Annotated in this window: 12 protein-coding genes; 4 read left to right on the top strand and 8 right to left on the bottom strand. The window is 61.1% G+C overall.

The annotated features are described in order from the left end of the window. The first annotated feature begins 10 nt into the window (after positions 1-10). Positions 11-544, top strand: coding sequence for a fimbrial protein (locus HBJ59_RS04125; RefSeq protein ID WP_076015635.1), 534 nt, complete (start codon positions 11-13; stop codon positions 542-544). 36 nt (positions 545-580) lie between these two features. After that, a complete protein-coding gene (locus tag HBJ59_RS04120; RefSeq protein ID WP_076015634.1) occupies positions 581-1,552 on the top strand; it encodes a fimbrial protein in 972 nt (323 codons plus the stop codon). Between the two features lie 24 nt (positions 1,553-1,576). Here HBJ59_RS04120 and HBJ59_RS04115 read toward each other — a convergent pair whose 3' ends face one another. The 3 genes from HBJ59_RS04115 to HBJ59_RS04105 form a co-directional block, all read right to left on the bottom strand. Beyond that, positions 1,577-6,625, bottom strand: coding sequence for an NEL-type E3 ubiquitin ligase domain-containing protein (locus HBJ59_RS04115; protein ID WP_167662833.1), 5,049 nt, complete (start codon positions 6,623-6,625; stop codon positions 1,577-1,579). Positions 6,626-6,760: 135 nt separating this feature from the next. Then, on the bottom strand, positions 6,761-9,853 hold the full coding sequence (locus HBJ59_RS04110) for a transglycosylase domain-containing protein (protein ID WP_167662832.1): 3,093 nt from the start codon (positions 9,851-9,853) through the stop codon (positions 6,761-6,763). 354 nt (positions 9,854-10,207) lie between these two features. Further along, positions 10,208-10,666, bottom strand: a complete 459-nt coding sequence (locus tag HBJ59_RS04105) for a transposase (protein ID WP_076015630.1) — start codon at positions 10,664-10,666, stop codon at positions 10,208-10,210. Positions 10,667-11,303: 637 nt separating this feature from the next. On the opposite strand from HBJ59_RS04105, the gene HBJ59_RS04100 reads away from it, so the two are divergent. After that, positions 11,304-12,716 (top strand): amino acid permease, encoded by a 1,413-nt coding sequence (locus HBJ59_RS04100; protein WP_167662831.1) that lies wholly within the window; start codon positions 11,304-11,306, stop codon positions 12,714-12,716. Positions 12,717-12,761: 45 nt separating this feature from the next. Here the strand turns inward: HBJ59_RS04100 and HBJ59_RS04095 are convergent, their stop codons facing one another. The 5 genes from HBJ59_RS04095 to HBJ59_RS04075 form a co-directional block, all read right to left on the bottom strand. Beyond that, on the bottom strand, positions 12,762-13,886 hold the full coding sequence (locus HBJ59_RS04095; RefSeq protein ID WP_076015628.1) for an OpgC family protein: 1,125 nt from the start codon (positions 13,884-13,886) through the stop codon (positions 12,762-12,764). A gap of 143 nt (positions 13,887-14,029) precedes the next feature. Beyond that, the gene (locus tag HBJ59_RS04090) at positions 14,030-14,326 is read right to left on the bottom strand and encodes a cupin domain-containing protein (protein ID WP_076015627.1); all 297 of its coding nucleotides are present in this window, start codon (positions 14,324-14,326) and stop codon (positions 14,030-14,032) included. Between the two features lie 62 nt (positions 14,327-14,388). Beyond that, the gene (locus HBJ59_RS04085; RefSeq protein ID WP_167662830.1) at positions 14,389-14,673 is read right to left on the bottom strand and encodes a putative quinol monooxygenase; all 285 of its coding nucleotides are present in this window, start codon (positions 14,671-14,673) and stop codon (positions 14,389-14,391) included. Between the two features lie 21 nt (positions 14,674-14,694). After that, positions 14,695-16,314, bottom strand: a complete 1,620-nt coding sequence (locus HBJ59_RS04080; RefSeq protein WP_076015625.1) for an FMN-binding glutamate synthase family protein — start codon at positions 16,312-16,314, stop codon at positions 14,695-14,697. 131 nt (positions 16,315-16,445) lie between these two features. Next, the gene (locus HBJ59_RS04075) at positions 16,446-17,210 is read right to left on the bottom strand and encodes a LuxR C-terminal-related transcriptional regulator (protein ID WP_076015624.1); all 765 of its coding nucleotides are present in this window, start codon (positions 17,208-17,210) and stop codon (positions 16,446-16,448) included. A gap of 93 nt (positions 17,211-17,303) precedes the next feature. Here HBJ59_RS04075 and HBJ59_RS04070 point away from each other — a divergent pair, with 93 nt between their 5' ends. Then, positions 17,304-18,125: a carbon-nitrogen hydrolase family protein gene (locus HBJ59_RS04070; protein ID WP_167662829.1), complete on the top strand. Its 822-nt coding sequence runs from the start codon at positions 17,304-17,306 to the stop codon at positions 18,123-18,125. Positions 18,126-18,332: the final 207 nt, after the last annotated feature.

The raw sequence follows: 18,332 nt of genomic DNA, 5'->3' as shown, positions 1-18,332 counted from the left end.
AGTCGAGTCTATGCGACATGCAGTTATTGATAACGGGCTGGCCCTGTTGCTGACCTTCGGCCTGGCTGCCGCGGCGCACGCGGCGGACAACCTGAGGTTCAAGGGCAACCTGGTTGAACAGGCCTGCACCATCCGCCCGGGCGATGAAGCCATCACCCTGGAACTGTGGGACCTGACCAGCAAGCACCTCTACATCAACACACGCTCGGTGGGCAAACGCTTCACGCTGCACCTGGATGACTGCAATACCACCATCAGCGAGTCAGTCACCGTCCTGTTCGGCGGCGCAGAGAACCGTGCGCTGCCCGGTTTGTTCGCGCTGGATGGCGGAAGTGGTGCCTCAGGTATCGGGCTCGGCCTGGAGACGCTGAGCGATAAGCCTGTACCCGTGAATAAGGTCGGTGACGAACAGAGCCTGACCCCTGGCAACAATGTCATCGAGCTCAAGGCCTACGTGCGGGGAGAGCCGGATGCCCTGCGGGACAAGACCATCGGGCACGGTACTTACAGGGTGACCTCGACTTTTACGCTGGATTATCCATAGCGCCAAACCGTTATTCATAGGAAGAAAGAGAACAACATGAAACGAGCATATGGAGCCATAGTGCTTCTCCTCCTGGTTGGCGTGACTACAACCGCCAAGGCGGCGGATTGCCGTGTAAATGGCGGCGCGTGGCAAAGGGTGAACGTTGGCGGGACTTTAAACCTGCAAGTCCCGGTGAATGTCCGACTCGAGGTGAATCAGCCTCGTATCCTTTTGTCAGGGGTGAGGATCGAATGCCGATTTGAACCCGACGGCAATACCCCGGATGGACGGCAGGATTATTGGGCAACCGGAGCAAGGATCGGCACGGCCTGGACGCCGGGCCCGAAGTTCGTTAGCCAAACCACCGGCCTGCGCATAAACGGAACGTACCGAGACACGCCTGTTCCGAATGGTATTCGAATTGCGACCATGCCTAACAACACGGCCGCCATACCGATCGATGCCATTCCTTATATATTGATACGCAACAACCCGACGAACCCTATCGATATTCGAACAGGTGACACCCTCGGCGTACTACGTCTCGACCAAACCAACAACTATAATGGCGGCTCCACGAGCCTCATGCTCACTTACACCGCCAACAATAACTTCACCATCTCTCCGTCATCGTGCACGATCAACAATAACAACCCGATCGAGATCAACTTCGGCAACGTGCACCAGAGAGCGATAGGTACCGATCCGCTGACCACAACCGTTCGGACAGACCGCACTCTCACCTACAGGTGCCCGGACCCGGGAATTACGACGCCAATCACGATCACTTACAAAGGTGCTCCTTCCTCGTTCAACGCCAACTTGCTGACGATGAGCAATCCGAACGTGGGTACGGCCCTTGTCCGCGCCGGCGCTGCCGTTCGAGTCAACGGCTCGTTCCTGACCCGCATTACCAACAGTTCAGGGAGTGACGAAGTGACATTCACGTTGGTCAAGCGAGTGGGGTCCCTGCCTGTCGAGGGGCCGATAAATGGCAGCGGCGTGCTGGTGATGGGGGTGCCATGACACACCCGTTTCAGGGTGTGGATGTCAGCCTTCGATCGGGACGCGGTTGCGCTCTTTGCCATGTCGTTCCAGAGCCTCGCGGGTCAACTCACGCATCCATTGCTTCTCGCGGTAGCCCAGTTCATTGAGCAACAGGTTGTAGGTTTCGTCTGCCATTGGCCGCCCGGTAAATACCCGCTCGGGCGGCACATCCAGGGCATCGGCGAGGCCCTTCAGCGTGAGCCTCAATGCTTCCTTCTGCTCGTCGGGCAAGCCATTGGCCTGGGCTTCCTGCAGTTCATCCAGGCGTGCGCACTGCTCGTCGAAGTGTCGGGCATTAGCCTCCATCGCCTGCGGGTGGCGGTCGTGCAGGTATTGCTCCCAATAGGGTTCCAGCAGCATCTGGTTCACCAGGCCGTCGCCCTCACCCAGTTCGAGCACCGTGGTGAACGCCTGCTCGATCTGGGCCGGATGCACGTCGCCAGTGATGCGGTACAGCATGTGGTCGGCCAGCCACGGCAAATCCAGGCGCGAAGCCAGGGTGGTCTGGTAACTCAGGTAGATTTCCACGTCGTCGACTTCGCCCGGCAAGCCATCCTCTAACTGCGCGCGCAGGCGCAAGCCGAGGCCGCCATCCTTCACCGGCAACAGGCGGTGCGCGATGTCTTGCGCGGCTACCTTATTCAAGTGCCGCAAGCGTGCGCTGCCCTTTGCCAGGGTCACCAGTTTGCCTTCACGTTCGCTGGCCGACAGCGCGTAGCGCTCGGCTTCGTTGGCCAGCACTTCGATGCCCATGTCGTTGAAAATTTGTGCGCTGCCATCGGCACACAACCCAGGGAAGCTCGACATCTTAAACAGCTTGTCACGTAACTCGCTGTCGGCGTGCACGGCCCGCAGCAGGCGCCACACGTGCTGGCTCAGTTGCAACTGGTTGGCCGCATAGGCTTGATCGTCCTCGGCGGTTTGAATGAACTCCGGGGGCTCCAGCGCCTTGATAATCTCGAACAAGCCCTGGGAGCCATGTTCGTGCTCGACCTCATCCCAAAGCTGCTGATGGGCCTGGCGCTGGGGTTCCTCGATCAGCTCCAGCCAGGGGGCGGCCTCACCTTTGGGTTCATACGCGCGGTTGGGGTCCAGCCCGGCAGCCATTCGGTATTGCTCATACAGCTGGCGTTGATCGTTGCGCAGGTTATTGCGGTCCAGACGTGTTCGGGCGATGGTCAGGGCCTCGTCGCTGCCGGGCGCAAACTCCGGCAGGTGGTCGATCTGCGTGTGGCTCAGGTCCAGCACAAACTCGGCGCTGCGCGGATGGGCAAACAACCCACGTGGCCAGATTGTGATCGGCGTGCGGTCCAGGAACACCCGCTCCAAGTGCGGCATTTTTGACAAGTCCGGTACGGCCTGCAAAGGGTTGTGGTGCAGGTTAAGGCTGCGCAGGTGCCGCAGGTTTTTCAGGCGTATCTGATCGCCGGGCAGCAAGCCGATCTGGTTTTGCCCCAGATTCAGGTGGCGCATGAAACGCATGGTGCTGACGGCTTCCGGGAGTTGGGTGAGGTGATTGTTGCTGATGTCCAGGGAGCGCAATGACGGGAATGCTTGCAAGAACTGCCCGTGGTGATCACGCAGTTCGCTGTGCGCCAGGTCCAGGCGCGTCACGTGTTCGAACCCGCTCTGAAGGCGCGGCAATTCGCCGGGCAGCTGCAGCCCGCCGAGGTCCAGACTGGCGCCGTTTTGTACCTGGCCCCAGTCATCGGCGTGTTCGGCAAGCCGATCTTCCCAACAGCGGTAGAGCCTCTGACTGATGATGTGCTTGTGGCTTCTTTCTTCACGGGCTATCAGGCTGTTTTTGGGGTAGGCACTGGGTACCCGCTTCCAGCTTTCCAGTTCTGTTTGCAGGGCATGTCGCTCGGTCACCAGGCGGTTGAGAGTGTCGTTGATCTCGCCGAGGCCGATGTCATTGATGAAGCGCTCACGACGAGCCTCGTCCAGCGTCGGGAACAGGTGTTCCAGCACCTCTCGGGTATGGACATTGGCCATGGCCTGATGCGAGCGGCGCAAACGGCTATAGGTGGGCCCGCCCAGCAAAGCGTTGGTCTGGCGGTCGGCGATACTGCGCAGCGGCGGTTGTGCCAGGGCCAGGCGGCGTTCGGCCTGCGGCTCCAGGGTTTCCATCAGCCAGTGTTTGAGCCCGGCACCCTGGCCTGGTCGGAAGCCGAGCACGCTGTGCTGATCGTCGGAGAGTGCCCGCAACAGGCATTCGTACAGGCTGTCTGGGCCGTGCAGGCGCTGGCTGGCTTGGTCGAACAACTCGTAATCGCCGCTGTTTTTCCTCACCAGCACCCGGCGACGGCTCGCATCGACCGGCCCAGCTTCACACCGCACGCTACCTTCCGGCGTCTGCTCGCGGATTTGCAGGTACAGGTCACCGAAGCCATCACTGTGGCGCTTGAGGGTGTTGAGCACCAGCCGTTCGGTGCCTTCGGTCACAGGCCACGGTGAGAAAAAGCCGGCGTAGGCGTGAGTGGTGTTCTGGGCGAAGCTCAATTCACGGGCGTGCTGGCGCCGTTCCAGACCCGACGCGTAGCCCTCGACCAGCGCTCGCGCCAGCGGCAAGTCCAGGGGCGCGATGTGCTCGCGTAACTGGCGTATGCGCGGGTCTGTGGTTTGCTCGCGTATTTGATAAATGTAGCCGGTGACGTCGTGGGTCTGGGTGGCCACATAGTCCGCCAGTTGATCGCGCAGCGCCTGGAGCCGTTGCGCCGATGGCGTTTCGCGTCCCACTAGCGGGTTGATCGATGCCTCATCAAGAAAACCCAGTACACGCTCTGGCAACCGGCCGGACATTACGTCGGCGACGCTGATTTGCAAGGTGTCTGCCGGTGGGGCGTCAGGGTTGGCGTACTTGCGCGAATCGCCTGTCAGGTCCGAGCGCACGAACACTTGCAGTGCCTTGTCCTTGGGCCAGCCCGGCAGTTCGGTGATGGTCTGCTCGAACCAGGCCGACGTTGCGTCCAGAGGCAACGGCGCGCCGCTGCGCAGGGTCTGTACGGTCTCAACGGCGGCCCGGTGCGCCTCGTAGCGGTTGAGGGTGGCGTCGAGCAACGGTGGGGTCGGTCGGTTCTGCACGTAGACACCGCGCAACACGTCTTCGTCGGTGCCGCTGATCCGACGGATGCGCTCCAGGTCATGATCGTTGAACGCTTCGGTGCGTGGCCCCAGGCGGCGCATCAGGGTGATGCTGTCCCAGGTGCGGGGCTGTTCGGTCTCATGCACAAAGGCGCCGTCGCCGTTGAAGCGCACCTGGGGTTGATAGGCGTCGGGGCGTTGCGGGTGGAGGATGCGATGGTCGCGGGTGTCGGGGTCTTGTTGTACCTCGAAATGCGCGCCGTCCAGTGCGAGCAACTGCTTACCTTGATGGTTGTGCAAGCCCGTGGCGGCAGGTGGCGAGTCGAGGTTTTTCAGGGCGTAGGGCGCAAGGTCCGGGTGCCACAGGCGGGTGCTGCCATCGGCGCGTTGCACCCGGCGCAGCCCTTCGATGAAGGGGCTGAGGCGTTTGCCCAATTGGCTGGCGGCCCCAAACAGGGCGAACTGAATCACACTGTCAGCCACCCCGACCACCTGCTCGGCAGCCTCGATCCCACGGCCCTGCGCCCAGTCGACGATGCCTTCGAATACCTCGTCGGTGATCTGGTAAAGGCTATAGGCGAGCATCGCCTCACCCAGCAGTGGCACGAACGGGGTGAACACCAGCAAGGCGGCATTGAAGATGTCCGAGAGCATGTTCTCCAGGTTGTCCCACCAGGCCCATCGCGCGTGGCGGTCGGCGGTGGCGGTGGGTACGGCGATGTCGCGTGCGTCGTTGACGATCTTGTTCAGCCGGGTGCGGTATTGGTAACTCCACAGGTCGTTGTCACTCGCCAGCGCAGAGCGATTGACCTGATCGTCGCCGATGGCCTGCACACTGAATTGCAGGTTGGGCTGGCTAATCGGGGTTTCGCGCCAGCTGGGGCGTGGGTCGGTGTGTGCAGTTTGGTGCCAGCGCACATGGCTCAAGCGGGTATCGAGGCCGGTAAAAAACGCACCGCGCTCGGCGTGAGCGATGAACCGGCTGAAGAAGGTCTGGTAGCGCTGTTTGTCTCGTAGCTTTTGGGTGAGGTGGCTGAGGAAGGCGTCGGGCGAAGGGTATTGCTTCAAGGGGTGTTCGGGGTCTTCGGGGATGTACACCACGACCTGTCCGACAGGCCGGTCCCGCTGAGGGACGAACAGCAGCAGGACACCGGTCAATGCCGTATTCATCAGGCTCAGGGAATGGCATTCAAGGGGTAGGCCCTCCAGCAGCGCGGTGCGATCGGCGATCAGGTCGAGCACGGCGCCGTGGGCATCGGTGTCGATATCACGGTTGATCAGGGCCAGGTGGGCTGCCGTCAAAAGAGCCGCTTTCTGACTGGCAGCCACCTGCAGCCGCAGAGCCTGGGTCAACGCAGGGTTATCGAACCCCAACGCCTGCCTGATGCTGGCCTGGTAGCGAGCACCCAGGTCCAGGGTGCGGCAGATCTGCTTGAACTGGCCGGCGGTCAGTACCGCGCCGGTCGTTCCATGGCGCAGTGTCAGCACGTCGCGTTGGCCGAGCGGGTCTTCGGCGGACAGGAAGGCGTGGTCGACGAACGTGTTCGAGGCGGCGAAGTTGGCCAGCGCCGCGTCCAGCAGCGACAAGGTCTTGCTTTGCACGCCTTGCTTGAAATCATGCACCCACCAACCGACGTTGGCGTTCACATACAAGCGCACGAAAGTGGCGTTGACGTTGATGTCGCCGTAAGGCATCAGGGCATTTTTCAGCAGTGGCTCGGCGAAGCTGTACACGTCGGTCAACGGCTGGAATCTTTTCTCCAGTTCATTGTGCTGTTGCCAGTGTTCGGCAATGGCGGGCTTGAGTGCCAGATGCTGGCTGGCGCTGGCATGAGGGTAAGGGCGAATACCTTGGCCGGCGACGGCCCTCAGGGCGGCAAGTCGGTGTGGCGAGGTGGTTTTCAACCAGTTCGGCAAGGCGTTCCGGATGAATGCGTGGTGCAGGGACTGGTCGGGTAGATCGGCCATGGGGGCAACCTGTAGAGCTCAAAAAGAAGGCTTGAGTCTATGCACCGGCACGGCTGCGGATAAGTTTGAAAAGTGGGTGGAAAAGGCGGCGGATCCTTCAGTAATCCGCACGTGAAAAGCGCATGGATAGCCCCTTCAGCGCACGCTGCATAAACTGTTGTTGCCCGGTTGCAGATAGGGCGTAAGAATCGGCGCCATGCCTTTGAGTACCTGCACCGGCAACGCCGAAGTGAACTTGAAACCCTGGGCCGAAGCGCCCGGCACGAAGGCGGTCAACGTGCCGAAATGATGCTCGCCGATGTAGAACACGAAGGTCGCCGTGCGGTTGATCGCCTTGGAGCTGAGAATCCGCCCACCGGCGCCGATGGCTTCGATCCGGTTGTCGCCTGTACCGGTCTTGCCGCCCATGGCCAGCGGCGTGCCGTCAGCCAGTTTGAAACTGCCGGACACGCGCCGTGCGGTGCCCGCATCCACCACTTGGGACAGTGCGCCCTTGAGTGCTGTCGCGACCTCGGAAGGCATCACGCGTTTGCCGCGATCGGGGTCATTGACCAAGCGGGTTTCGTACGGTGTGTCGGCGGCAAAACGCAGGCTGTCGATGCGCAGGGTGGGTTGGCGCACGCCATCATTGAGGATGATCCCCACCAGCTCTGCCAGCGCTGCCGGGCGATCGCCGGAGCTGCCGATGGCGGTGGCGAGCGACGGCACCAGGTGGTCGAAGGGATAGCCGACTTTTTGCCAGCGCTGGTGGATATCGAGGAACGCTTCGATCTCCAGCATGGTGCGGATACGGCTGTCGCGGGCGCTCTTGTGGCGGCTCTTGAACAGCCAGCTGTAAACCTCCTGGCGCTCGTGTTCACTGGCGGCGGTGGCCTGGGTGAAGGTGGCGTCGGGGTTGTTCAGCAGGTAGCCCATCAGCCACAGATCCAGCGGGTGAACCTTGGCGATATAGCCTTGGTCAGGCAGGTCGTAGGCGCCGGGTCCGTAATTCTGGTAGAGCTTTTCGAGGCGCTCGTCGGTGAGCTTTTCAGTGCTTTTGACGCTGCTCAAGTGCGAGCGGACGAAGCTGTTGAAACTCGCCTGACTGGCGTTGGGCAGCAGGTAGCGGTGTACGGCGGCCAGGCGAATAGCCGTGGGGTGCATGCCGTCGAGGAAGGTATCGAGGCGCGCCTGGGTATCTTTGTTGCGGTACTTTTTCCAGAACTTGAGCAGGAATGTGGTGCCCTCGCGGTCAGCAAACTGGGCCAGGTATTCCTGGCGGCGCGGGTCGTTGTCGTCCTTGAGCAACTCGGCGCTGTTGTTCGGGCCTTGGTAGGTCGTGTAACGCACCAGGTCGCGCATCAGGCGAATGAACGGCAAGTTGATCGACTCGCGCAGGGCTTCGATCAACGTGGGATTGCGACCGTTGTCCTGGCTGCGAAAGTTGTGAAAGTGGTGCATGCCGCCGCCGGTGAAAAAACCTTCGCCGGTGTTGGCCGAGTATTGGCGATTGAGGGCTGCGTCGAGCATGGCTGGCAGATTGCGGTCGCTGTTCTGGGCCAGGTAGTCGAGGGCCCAGCGGGTGATGCGGTCCGTGTCGTCGACCGGGACTTTGCGCAGCTCGGCGGCAGGCGTCGCAGCGTATTTATCATGCAGTTCGCTGACGATTTGCAGGTAGGTGGTCATCACCCGCAGCTTGGCGGTGGAACCCAGTTCCAGCTTGCTGCCTTCGTTGATGTCGAATGGCTGGTCGGTGCTGTCGGTTTGCACGCGCACGCGGGCGCCGTCGGGTGTCATCTCGTAGAGGTTGAAACTGTAGCGAACCTGAGCGGTGCTGGCGGGCGTCAGCAGCGTGGGCCCTAGCAGACCGATCTGCGCGGCAAAGGCGGGGTCGGCGAGCTGCTTGAGGTAAGTGCTGGCCTGGCTTTGCAGGTCGGCTTGCAAGGTGCTCGTGGCAGAGAGATCGAGTCGGTCGAGGTCGTACAGCGGCTGGTTGAGCAGAGCGGCCAAGCGCGTGCGGGCGACGCTGATGCCCTTGTTGGTTTCGATCGGCTGGATCGTCGGTTGTTGCTGCCAGTCACGGTAGGTGACTTTGCTGGCGAGGGCAGCGCTGGCCAGCGCCGGGTCGATCACGTTGTTTTGTGCGAGCAGGCGGATGTGGCTGTCGGTGAGGTCTGCCAGTTCCTTGTGGCCCTTGGACAAATAGTGAGACGGGCGGCGCTGGGCGATCATCAGCGACAGCACCTCGCGCAACGCCAGGCCCTTTTGCGGCAGTTGTTGGGGGGCGGTGCTGATGAGCAGTGCGTTTGTCTGGTTGAAGTCGGCGCCGTACCACACGCGCAAGCCTTCGGCCATGCCGTGCACTTCGCCATGGCCGGGTACCGCCGACAGGGGCACGGTGTTGAGGTAGTCGCGCACGATGTCCTGGCGAGCGGCAAGGGTTTGCGGGCCATCCTGATACGCGCGCACGCTGGCAGAAATCATCTGGCGGATTTTCTCGCCGCCGGACAGGGTCAGGCCGTCGGGCGAGTGGCGGTATTTTTCCAGCTGAGTCGCCAGGGTACTGCCGCCAGCGGTCTGGCCGGGCAGGTGCAAGAGCTTCGCCACCTGGGACCAGGCGGCCTTGGCGAAACGCGGCCAATCCACGGCCGGGTTGAGTTGAGGGTTTTTCGGGTCCAGCAGGTCGCGGTCTTCGATAAACAGCAGGCTGCTGACCACCACCGGCGGGATCGCCGCAAAGCTTGGGTAGAACTGTTGTGGATACGTGAACTGATACAGCGGTGCGGCGCGGCAATCGGTGATGGTCAGGCCGGCCTGGATTTTTTCCGGGTAGGGCACGAACAGGCCGCGCTGGGCGTAGGCCATCAGGTCGGGGGAGAAGCGCGCTTGAGCCTGGATCAGGTAGTCACGCTTGATCAGGCGGGGCAGGAACTCACCGAGGGCGCTGTAGCCAAGGCGCTTGTCGAAGGGCCCGGCGCCTGGGTAAACCCGCGCATCGCTGGGGCCCGAGTGCATTTGGTAGGTGAGGGTCGAGGCGATGTCCGTGAACGTTTTGGCCTGCAACCTTGAAGTGCGCATTTCCCGCAGGGCCGCAAAGCTCAAAGCGATCAGCGCAATCAACAGCACCAGCCAGAACAGCCGCCACCACAGTCGTCTGCGGCGGTGAGGGCTTTGTGGCAATGGCTGTTCATCCGGGCTATCGGTGGAGACCGCAGCCTTGGTCGAAGCGTTTTGCCATAAAGCGCCCATAGTCGATTGATCCATTTACGCAGATTGATCGGACTTGGTTGAAGCTTAGACGGTGGTGGGCGAGTGGGAGGGGAATTGTGAGTGTGAGGTTGTTTTTGTGGTGAGGGAGTTTGTTGTGGTGAGGGGGCTTGCTGTGGCGAGGGGGTTTGCTGTGGTGAGGGGGCTTGCTGTGGCGAGGGAGCTTGCTGTGGTGAGGGGGCTTGCTGTGGCGAGGGAGCTTGCTCCCGCTGGAGTGCGAAGCACTCCCAAAAGAACCCACCCCGGTCTAACTGATAAACCGCATGCCCAGGCTTTGGGGCTGCTGCGCAGCCCAGCGGGAGCAAGCTCCCTCGCCACAGTGGTTTCTATTCCGGCTCATAGCCAGCAGGCATCCCATAGAGGGTAATCGCCGGCGCGTTCAACCAGTCCCGCTCTGATGGGATTGGCGATGATGTATCGAGCCAAGTGGCGCAAGTCTTCACCGTCCCTGATTCCCCTGTCGTGATAACCGTTCTGCCAAAAAGCGCCTGTACTATTCCTTGCCCGGTTGATCGTGTGCGTGCTGCGGGATTTAACCGCCTGCATCATTTGGGGCAGGCTGCGTTGCTCAAGCTGGACCAGCCAATGAAAGTGGTCGGGCATGATGACCCAGGCTATGGAGTTCCCCCATTTTTGCTCTTGTGCGCGCCTGAACTCGGCTACCAACAGACGACCCAGACGAAAGTCGGCAAACAGGGGATGACGATTGTGTACGACCGCAGTCACCAGATAAGCCCTGCCGGGCTCGCTGAATCTGCCGGTTCTCAGGCGATGGGATTGAGGGCGTGTTGGCATTCCATTGCATTCCTTGTTGCTCCAGATGAATTGACGCTAGCAGCCAGATAGAGGCTTTGATCCCAGAATTGTTGAGTACGTATTTCCGTGCCTGGAAACTCACTGTGGTGAGGGGGATTGCTGTGGTGAGGGAGATTGCTGTGGCAAGGGAGCTTGCTCCCGCTGGAGCGCGAAGCACTCCCAAAAAAACCGCCTCGGTCTGACTGATAAATCGCATGCTCAGGTTTTGGGTCTGCTGCGCAGCCCAGCGGGAGCAAGCTCCCTCGCCACAATGGGCTTAGGTAGGCAGGAAGCACTGAGCTAGAGCCTCCCCCCACCCGTAAATCCGCCAAAGGTAGGGGCATGACGCTGCACCATTACCGTGCAATACTCGCCGCCGTTTGGTGGCGATGATTCCTACGCTAACCAGGTAATGCTCCTCCGCCAAAGGCGCTTTTGCCGAGAGTTCTCGCTGAATCTTGCTGTTTATAGAGTGAAAACCCCTGGGTTTAGCTTTTTATACTGCACCCCCGCTGATCTGGCCCGGCCAGACCGTTTTACCCAAAAGGTGAACCGGAAACGGCACGCCATGGCAGACCCGCCATGACGCTCCGGACTCGGTGGCTCATATCCAATAACAAGACGAGGTTGTATCCCTATGCCCGCTGGCAATCACCTGCCCCAAGGCGAGACCGCTCAGGGCGGTCCGCTGAAACGCGAACTTGGCGAACGGCATATTCGCCTGATGGCCCTCGGCGCCTGTATCGGTGTCGGCCTGTTCCTCGGTTCGGCCAAGGCCATTGAAATGGCCGGCCCGGCAATCATGCTGTCCTACATCATCGGCGGCCTGGCGATCCTGGTGATCATGCGCGCCCTCGGCGAGATGGCTGTGCATAACCCGGTGGCCGGCTCCTTCAGCCGCTACGCTCAGGATTACCTCGGCCCGTTGGCAGGCTTTCTCACCGGCTGGAACTACTGGTTCCTGTGGCTGGTGACCTGTGTCGCGGAAATCACTGCCGTCGCCGTCTACATGGGCGTGTGGTTCCCCGATGTGCCGCGCTGGATCTGGGCCCTCGCGGCGCTGGTCAGCATGGGCACCATCAACCTGATCGCGGTCAAGGCGTTCGGTGAGTTCGAGTTCTGGTTCGCTCTGATCAAGATCGTCACCATCATTGCGATGGTGATTGGCGGCATCGGCATCATTGCCTTCGGTTTCGGCAACGATGGCGTGGCGCTGGGGATTTCCAACCTGTGGACCCACGGCGGCTTTATGCCCAACGGTGTGCAAGGCGTGTTGATGTCCCTGCAAATGGTGATGTTCGCCTACCTGGGCGTGGAGATGATCGGCCTCACCGCCGGTGAAGCGAAGAACCCGCAGAAGACTATCCCCAGTGCCATCGGTTCGGTGTTCTGGCGCATTCTGCTGTTCTACGTCGGTGCGCTGTTCGTGATTCTGTCGATCTACCCGTGGAACGAAATCGGCACCCAGGGCAGCCCGTTTGTGATGACCTTTGAGCGCCTCGGCATCAAGACTGCCGCTGGCATCATCAACTTCGTGGTGATCACCGCGGCATTGTCGTCGTGCAACGGCGGCATCTTCAGCACCGGGCGCATGCTCTACAGCCTGGCGCAGAACGGGCAGGCTCCGGCCACATTCGGCACCACGTCGAGCAACGGCGTGCCACGCAAGGCGCTGCTGCTGTCGATCTTCGTGCTGTTGCTGGGCGTGCTGCTCAACTACATGGTCCCGGAAAAAGTCTTCGTCTGGGTGACGTCGATCGCCACCTTCGGCGCGATCTGGACCTGGCTGATGATCCTCCTGGCCCAGCTCAAGTTCCGCAAGAGCCTGACCCAGGCCGAACGTGACGGCCTCAAATACCGCATGTGGCTGTACCCGGTCAGTTCGTATCTGGCGCTGGCGTTTCTGGTGCTGGTGGTGGGCTTGATGGCGTACTTCCCGGATACCCGCGTGGCGCTGTATGTCGGCCCGGCGTTCCTGGTGATGCTGACGGTGTTGTTCTACGTGTTCAAGTTGCAGCCGACCCAAGCGGCAGCACGTACGGCGAGCTGATAGTCCTGCGCTCAACAAAAAGCCCCTTTCGGGGCTTTTTGTTTTTCAGGCGGTGGCGGGAGGTGCCGGTTGGGTGAGCCGTTTGTTCAAATCCAGCCAGGCCCCCAGCAGCGCCATCAGCCCGGCGCCTACCAATGCGGTGAAGATTTGCATGGCGAAGGCATCGCCGGTGATCGCATTGATCATGTCCGCCAGCGGTGCCAGCAGCACCCCCAGGCAGAACACCTCCAGGGAGTAGCGGCCCATGCGGCAGGTTTGCTGCGCCAGCCAGTTTTGCGTCCAGGCGTGGCCGGGTAACAGCTTGGCAGTGACATAGGCCAGGGCCAGAAAATGCAGCAGACGCACCGGCGACAGGTCGGTTTTGCTGATGGGGTACAACAGGTCACTGAGTGCCGACGGCATCAGCGCATCGTGGATTTCCGGCCAGCGCCACGAGAGCGTGAGAACCCCCGCCACCAGCGCATATGCCGCCGCAGCGACGAACAACGGCTGACGCAGCAGGCGTCGGGTTTCGACGGGACGTGGTTGCCCGGCATGAATCGCCGCCGCGCCGCCCAGTACAAACAGCAACTGCCAGGTCACCGGATTGAAGTACCACACGCCGTCGGCAATCGCCGCCAGGTTCCAGCCCAGGTGCGGGGCCAGCAAGTACACCGCCAGCGAAACAGCCACCACCGCCCAGGTCTTGCGCAAGAGTAACGGCAACACCAGCGGCAGGCAGCCCAGCAGCACGATGTACAGCGGCAGCGGGTCCATCAGGTTGGGCTTGAAGCGCAGCAGCAGTTCATCCATCAGGGCTTGCTGGGGATGGGTGACGAAGTGCGTCAGGCCCATCTCTTCAACGAGGTCGCGGGTTTCCACATGGCTGTTGGCGAAGAACACGATGCCCATCAGCATTGCCAGCAGGAAGATGTGCACCACGTACAGCACCCAGGTGCGCCGCCAAATCTTCACGCAGGCGATCAGATAACCGTCGCGCTGCAGGATCTTGCCGTAGGCCAGCACCGCTGCATAACCGGCCAGGAACACGAAGACTTCCGCCGCGTCGCTGAAACCGAAGTTGCGCAGGGTGATCTGGCCCAGAGGGTTGTGGGGCACGTGATCCCAGAAAATAAAGATCAACGCCAGGCCCCGAAAAAAATCGATGCGCGGGTCGCGTCCGTTCAACATGGCAGCGGGCTCTTGAACAAGGGGTTTAGTAATGACAAGTGGACGACGGCTTCAGTCGAGCCGTACGTCGGGCGGGCGCAGGTTGGCGGTATTTGTAAGCAATTGCAAAGCTGAGTTTTTTGCTGAATGTCTCATCGCTTCGTTTAAACGTCGATGATCACCAGCGTGCCGTGGCTGCCAGGCAGCACCGCGTGGGCAATACCGGCTTCCACCAGGTACATCTGCCCGGCGCCGACGTCGATGGCCTCCTCGCCGATGGACAGGCGCAAACGGCCGTCGATCACCAATAGGCCTTCGTTGTAGTCGTGGGTTTCTTCTTCATAGGCCTGCGCGTCCATACGCAACACCTTGATCCGCGCCGGGCCGACCTGGCCCAGGCGGGTGGATTTCCAGGTGTCCGGCAGTTGTGTGGCGATGGCGGTGAAATCCAGTAACGGCATGGTGAAGCTCCTTGTTTCAACGATGCCGTTCGGTGGTCCGGTTCAGCGGGAAAGGGGATGGTTTAGAACGCGTCCATCAGCAAAACCCGGCAGGGTTTGGCTTCATATTGGTTGATCTGCGGCACCAGACGGGTGAAGTGTTCCGTCTGGCAGTGCGCATCCAGCGCGGCCTGGTCGGGCCATTGCTCGATAAAGATAAAGTGCCCGGGGTTTTTCTGGTCGACGAACAGGTCGTAGGCAATGCACAGCGGTTCCTGGCGGGTTTTCTCTACCAGTTCGGCGTACCACGGGCGCACGGTGTCGAGGTGTTCGGGTTTGATGAAGTCTTCGGCAATGACTTTCAGCATCGTATCGTTCCGTTAAAAGGATTAAGCCGCCGCTATTTCATTCGGCTCAAAACTGTCCGCCCGCGCCATCTGCCACATGCGCGAATAAAACTCGCCGTTCACTTCGCCGGTGAGCAACTCACCTGGCTTGAGGAACACATGCAGCTGCGAGAACAACTTGATCTCGGTGGCCGACATGCGCCGCACCAAGTGCTTGGCCGACAGTTGCGACGGGTGATCGAGACCGGCGGCGGCGAGCATTTCGGCCAGTGCCTTCAGGGTGTTGCGGTGGAAGTTGAACACGCGCTGGGCCTTGTCCGGCACCACCAGTGCGCGTTGGCGCAGTGGGTCCTGGGTGGCCACGCCGGTCGGGCATTTGTTGGTGTGGCAGCTTTGCGACTGGATGCAGCCAATGGCGAACATGAAACCCCGCGCCGAGTTGGCCCAGTCGGCACCGATGGCCAAAACGCTGGCGATGTCGAACGCGCTGACGATCTTGCCGCTGGCGCCGAGTTTGATCTTGTCCCGCAGGTTCAAGCCCACCAGGGTGTTGTGCACGAACAGCAGGCCTTCGCGCAGCGGCACGCCGATATGGTCGGTGAACTCCACGGGCGCGGCTCCGGTGCCGCCTTCCTTGCCGTCCACCACGATGAAGTCCGGGAGGATGCCCGTTTCGAGCATGGCCTTGGCGATGCCCATGAATTCCCACGGGTGGCCCAGGCAGAACTTGAAGCCCACCGGTTTGCCGCCCGACAGCTCTCGCAGTTGGGCGATGAACTGCATCATTTCGATCGGGGTGGAAAACGCACTGTGGCGCGACGGCGAGATGCAGTCTTCGCCCATCATGATGCCGCGGGTCTCAGCGATTTCCTTGGTGACCTTGTGCTTGGGCAGGATCCCGCCGTGGCCCGGTTTGGCGCCTTGGCTCATCTTGATTTCGATCATCCGCACTTGCGGGTTCTGCGCCTGCACGGCGAAACGTTCCGGGTCGAAAAGGCCGGCGCTGGTGCGGCAACCGAAGTAGCCGCTGCCCAGTTCCCAGGTCAGGTCGCCGCCGTTTTCCCGGTGATACGGGCTGATGCTGCCTTCGCCAGTGTCGTGGGCGAAATTGCCGAGCTTGGCACCCTGGTTGAGGGCGCGAATCGCGTTGGCGCTCAACGAGCCGAAGCTCATGGCCGAGATGTTGAACACCGAGGCCGAGTACGGCTGTGTGCACTGCGGGCCGCCGACGATTACGCGAAACGCGCTGGGGTCGCTCAACGGCGCAGGGCGCATGGAGTGGCCGATAAACTCAAAGCCGGACTGGTACACGTCGATCAGCGTGCCGAAGGGTTTGTCGGCGCTTTCGTTCTTGGCGCGGGAATAGACCAGCGAGCGCTGGGCCCGGGAAAAGGGCAGGGCGTCGCTGTCGGATTCCAGCAGGTATTGGCGGATTTCCGGACGGATACCTTCCACCAGGTAACGGATATTGCCCAGGATCGGGTAGTTGCGGCGCACCGCGTGGGGGCTTTGCAGCAGGTCGAAAATGCCGATCAGGCTGAGAATGCCGGTGACCATCGCGATCGGCCACAGCCATTCGTGTTCGATAAACGGCATGCTGGCGAGGGTGAAAATGACGCAGACGGCAAAGAACGCGTAACGGCTTAACAAGGACAGGCTCATACAGGGTTCCTTAGTTTTTATCCTGTAGCAGCAAGCTTGCTCGCGAAGGTCGTTAACGATAGCGCGGGTTGTCTGGATGACCGCGGTGCATTGACGTTTTTCGCGAGCAAGCTCGCTTCTACTGGGCTCGATCAGGCGTTTTGCGCCTGCAGAAAAATCGAGAACAGCTCCGACTGGGATTTGATCCCTAGCTTGCTGTACATGTGCTTTTTATGGACTTTCACGGTTTCAACAGAGATTTCCAGCTTACGAGCGATTTCCTTGCTGGAGCAACCACTGAGCATCAAACGGCCCACATCCAGCTCCCGCGCGGTGAGTTGCGCGCCCCAGCCATCGTTGTGGATCGGCGGCTCCGGGGCGCTTACCTGGTTGAGTTCATGGGGCAGGCGTTGGCGCAGCAAGCTCAATACCCACGGCTGGATCAGCGACAGCAGGGCAATCTGCTGCGGGTCAAAGCGCTGTTTGGAGCCCAGGGACAGGCATAAGGTTCGCCCGTCCGGCTGCTGGCAATTGAACTGGATTTCATCGGCCACCACGTTCAACCGGAAGTAGCGCTGGTAGTACTCGGTCAGCTCGAAATGCTCCGGGGCCACTTCTGCCAGGCGAAACAGCCCGGTGCGCGAGTGCTCGCGGCTGGCGATGTAGAAGGGGTCGAGCAGGTATAAACCGTTGAGGTAATCCTGGAACAGATGGTCCGGCTCACCGTCCTGGCCCGGGCATTCGGCGAACACCAGGGGCTTGTGCTCGCTGCTGAACAGCAGTACCACCCAACTGTCGAACGGCACATATTGGTCCAGCAACCGGACCAGCTGCGTCCAGAAATTCGGCTGGTCCAGGGCGTCTATCATTTGCCCCACCGAACGGTGCCAGGCGATGTCTTCCAGCGACAATGTCATGCATCTACCCCCATAGGGTTAACCCGGCTGCGTAATTTCCCGAGTGTTCGCGGCTGCGCATACTGCGCCACAGATAAAGAACAAGGAATCACCATGAAGGTCGAATTTGCCCAGCTGGCAGGCCGCGATAACGGCACAGCTTACAACCTTGAGCGCGCGTTGGCGGCAATTGCTGCGTGTGCGGCGGATACCCAATTGGTCGTATTCCCGGAAACCCACCTGATGGGCTTCCCGACCGCCGACACCGTGGCCGATGTGGCCGAGCCGGTGGAAGGCCCCGCCGTCCAGGCGATTATCCAGGCGGCGCGCGCGCGCAATATCGCGGTTGTCATCGGCATGGCCGAGAACGACGCCGGCCAGTTCTATAACACCACCTTGATGATCACCCCGGACGGCATCGCCCTGCGTTATCGCAAGACCCACTTGTGGGCCTCGGACCGCGGCGTGTTCACCCCGGGCGATCGCTACGCCACCTGCGAGTGGAACGGCGTGCGCGTGGGCCTGTTGATCTGCTACGACATCGAATTCCCGGAAACCGCCCGCGCCCTGGCGCAGTTGGGCGCTGAAGTGTTGATCGTCACCAACGGCAACATGGACCCGTACGGCCCCACCCACCGCACCGCGATCATGGCCCGCGCCCAGGAAAACCAGGCGTTTGCGCTGATGGTCAACCGGGTGGAAGAGGGCGATGACGGCCTGATGTTCGCCGGTGGCAGTGCATTGGTGGACCCGTTTGGCACCTTGCTGTTCGAAGCCGGGCGCGAGGAAGGGCAGTTCAGCGTTGAACTGGACCTGGGGCAACTGGCGGCGGCGCGACAGGACTATCGCTACCTGGATGACCAGCGCTTGAAATTGCCGGGGGAGGTGATTGAGCGCGAGGACGGGGCGCGGGAGTTGTTTATCCCGAAACCCTGACCTCGATCTTATGGCAAGGATGCTGTTGTGGCGAGGGAGCTTGCTCCCGCTGGGGCGCGAAGCGGCCCTAGGATTTTGGGGCCGCTGCGCAGCCCAGCGGGAGCAAGCTCCCTCGCCACAACAGGTGTAATCACCACAAAAGTTGCACCCGTTCAAAAAGCTGCTTCAACCATAAAAATTATTGCGTTCGCTGCACCGACTTCAGTT

It is taken from the genome of Pseudomonas sp. AN3A02, from assembly GCF_011765255.1.
GTDB lineage: Bacteria > Pseudomonadota > Gammaproteobacteria > Pseudomonadales > Pseudomonadaceae > Aquipseudomonas.
The sequence above is the reverse complement of the archived record's forward strand: the minus strand, read 5'-3'. Positions and strand labels throughout refer to the sequence as shown.

Coding starts and splice junctions, on each gene's coding strand:
- HBJ59_RS04105 (WP_076015630.1), bottom strand. CDS start 10,666: ATGCCAACACGCCCTCAATCCCATCGCCTGAGAACCGGCAGATTCAGC.
- HBJ59_RS04125 (WP_076015635.1), top strand. CDS start 11: ATGCGACATGCAGTTATTGATAACGGGCTGGCCCTGTTGCTGACCTTC.
- HBJ59_RS04075 (WP_076015624.1), bottom strand. CDS start 17,210: ATGACATTGTCGCTGGAAGACATCGCCTGGCACCGTTCGGTGGGGCAA.
- HBJ59_RS04120 (WP_076015634.1), top strand. CDS start 581: ATGAAACGAGCATATGGAGCCATAGTGCTTCTCCTCCTGGTTGGCGTG.
- HBJ59_RS04070 (WP_167662829.1), top strand. CDS start 17,304: ATGAAGGTCGAATTTGCCCAGCTGGCAGGCCGCGATAACGGCACAGCT.
- HBJ59_RS04085 (WP_167662830.1), bottom strand. CDS start 14,673: ATGCTGAAAGTCATTGCCGAAGACTTCATCAAACCCGAACACCTCGAC.
- HBJ59_RS04090 (WP_076015627.1), bottom strand. CDS start 14,326: ATGCCGTTACTGGATTTCACCGCCATCGCCACACAACTGCCGGACACC.
- HBJ59_RS04110 (WP_167662832.1), bottom strand. CDS start 9,853: ATGGGCGCTTTATGGCAAAACGCTTCGACCAAGGCTGCGGTCTCCACC.
- HBJ59_RS04095 (WP_076015628.1), bottom strand. CDS start 13,886: ATGTTGAACGGACGCGACCCGCGCATCGATTTTTTTCGGGGCCTGGCG.
- HBJ59_RS04100 (WP_167662831.1), top strand. CDS start 11,304: ATGCCCGCTGGCAATCACCTGCCCCAAGGCGAGACCGCTCAGGGCGGT.
- HBJ59_RS04115 (WP_167662833.1), bottom strand. CDS start 6,625: ATGGCCGATCTACCCGACCAGTCCCTGCACCACGCATTCATCCGGAAC.
- HBJ59_RS04080 (WP_076015625.1), bottom strand. CDS start 16,314: ATGAGCCTGTCCTTGTTAAGCCGTTACGCGTTCTTTGCCGTCTGCGTC.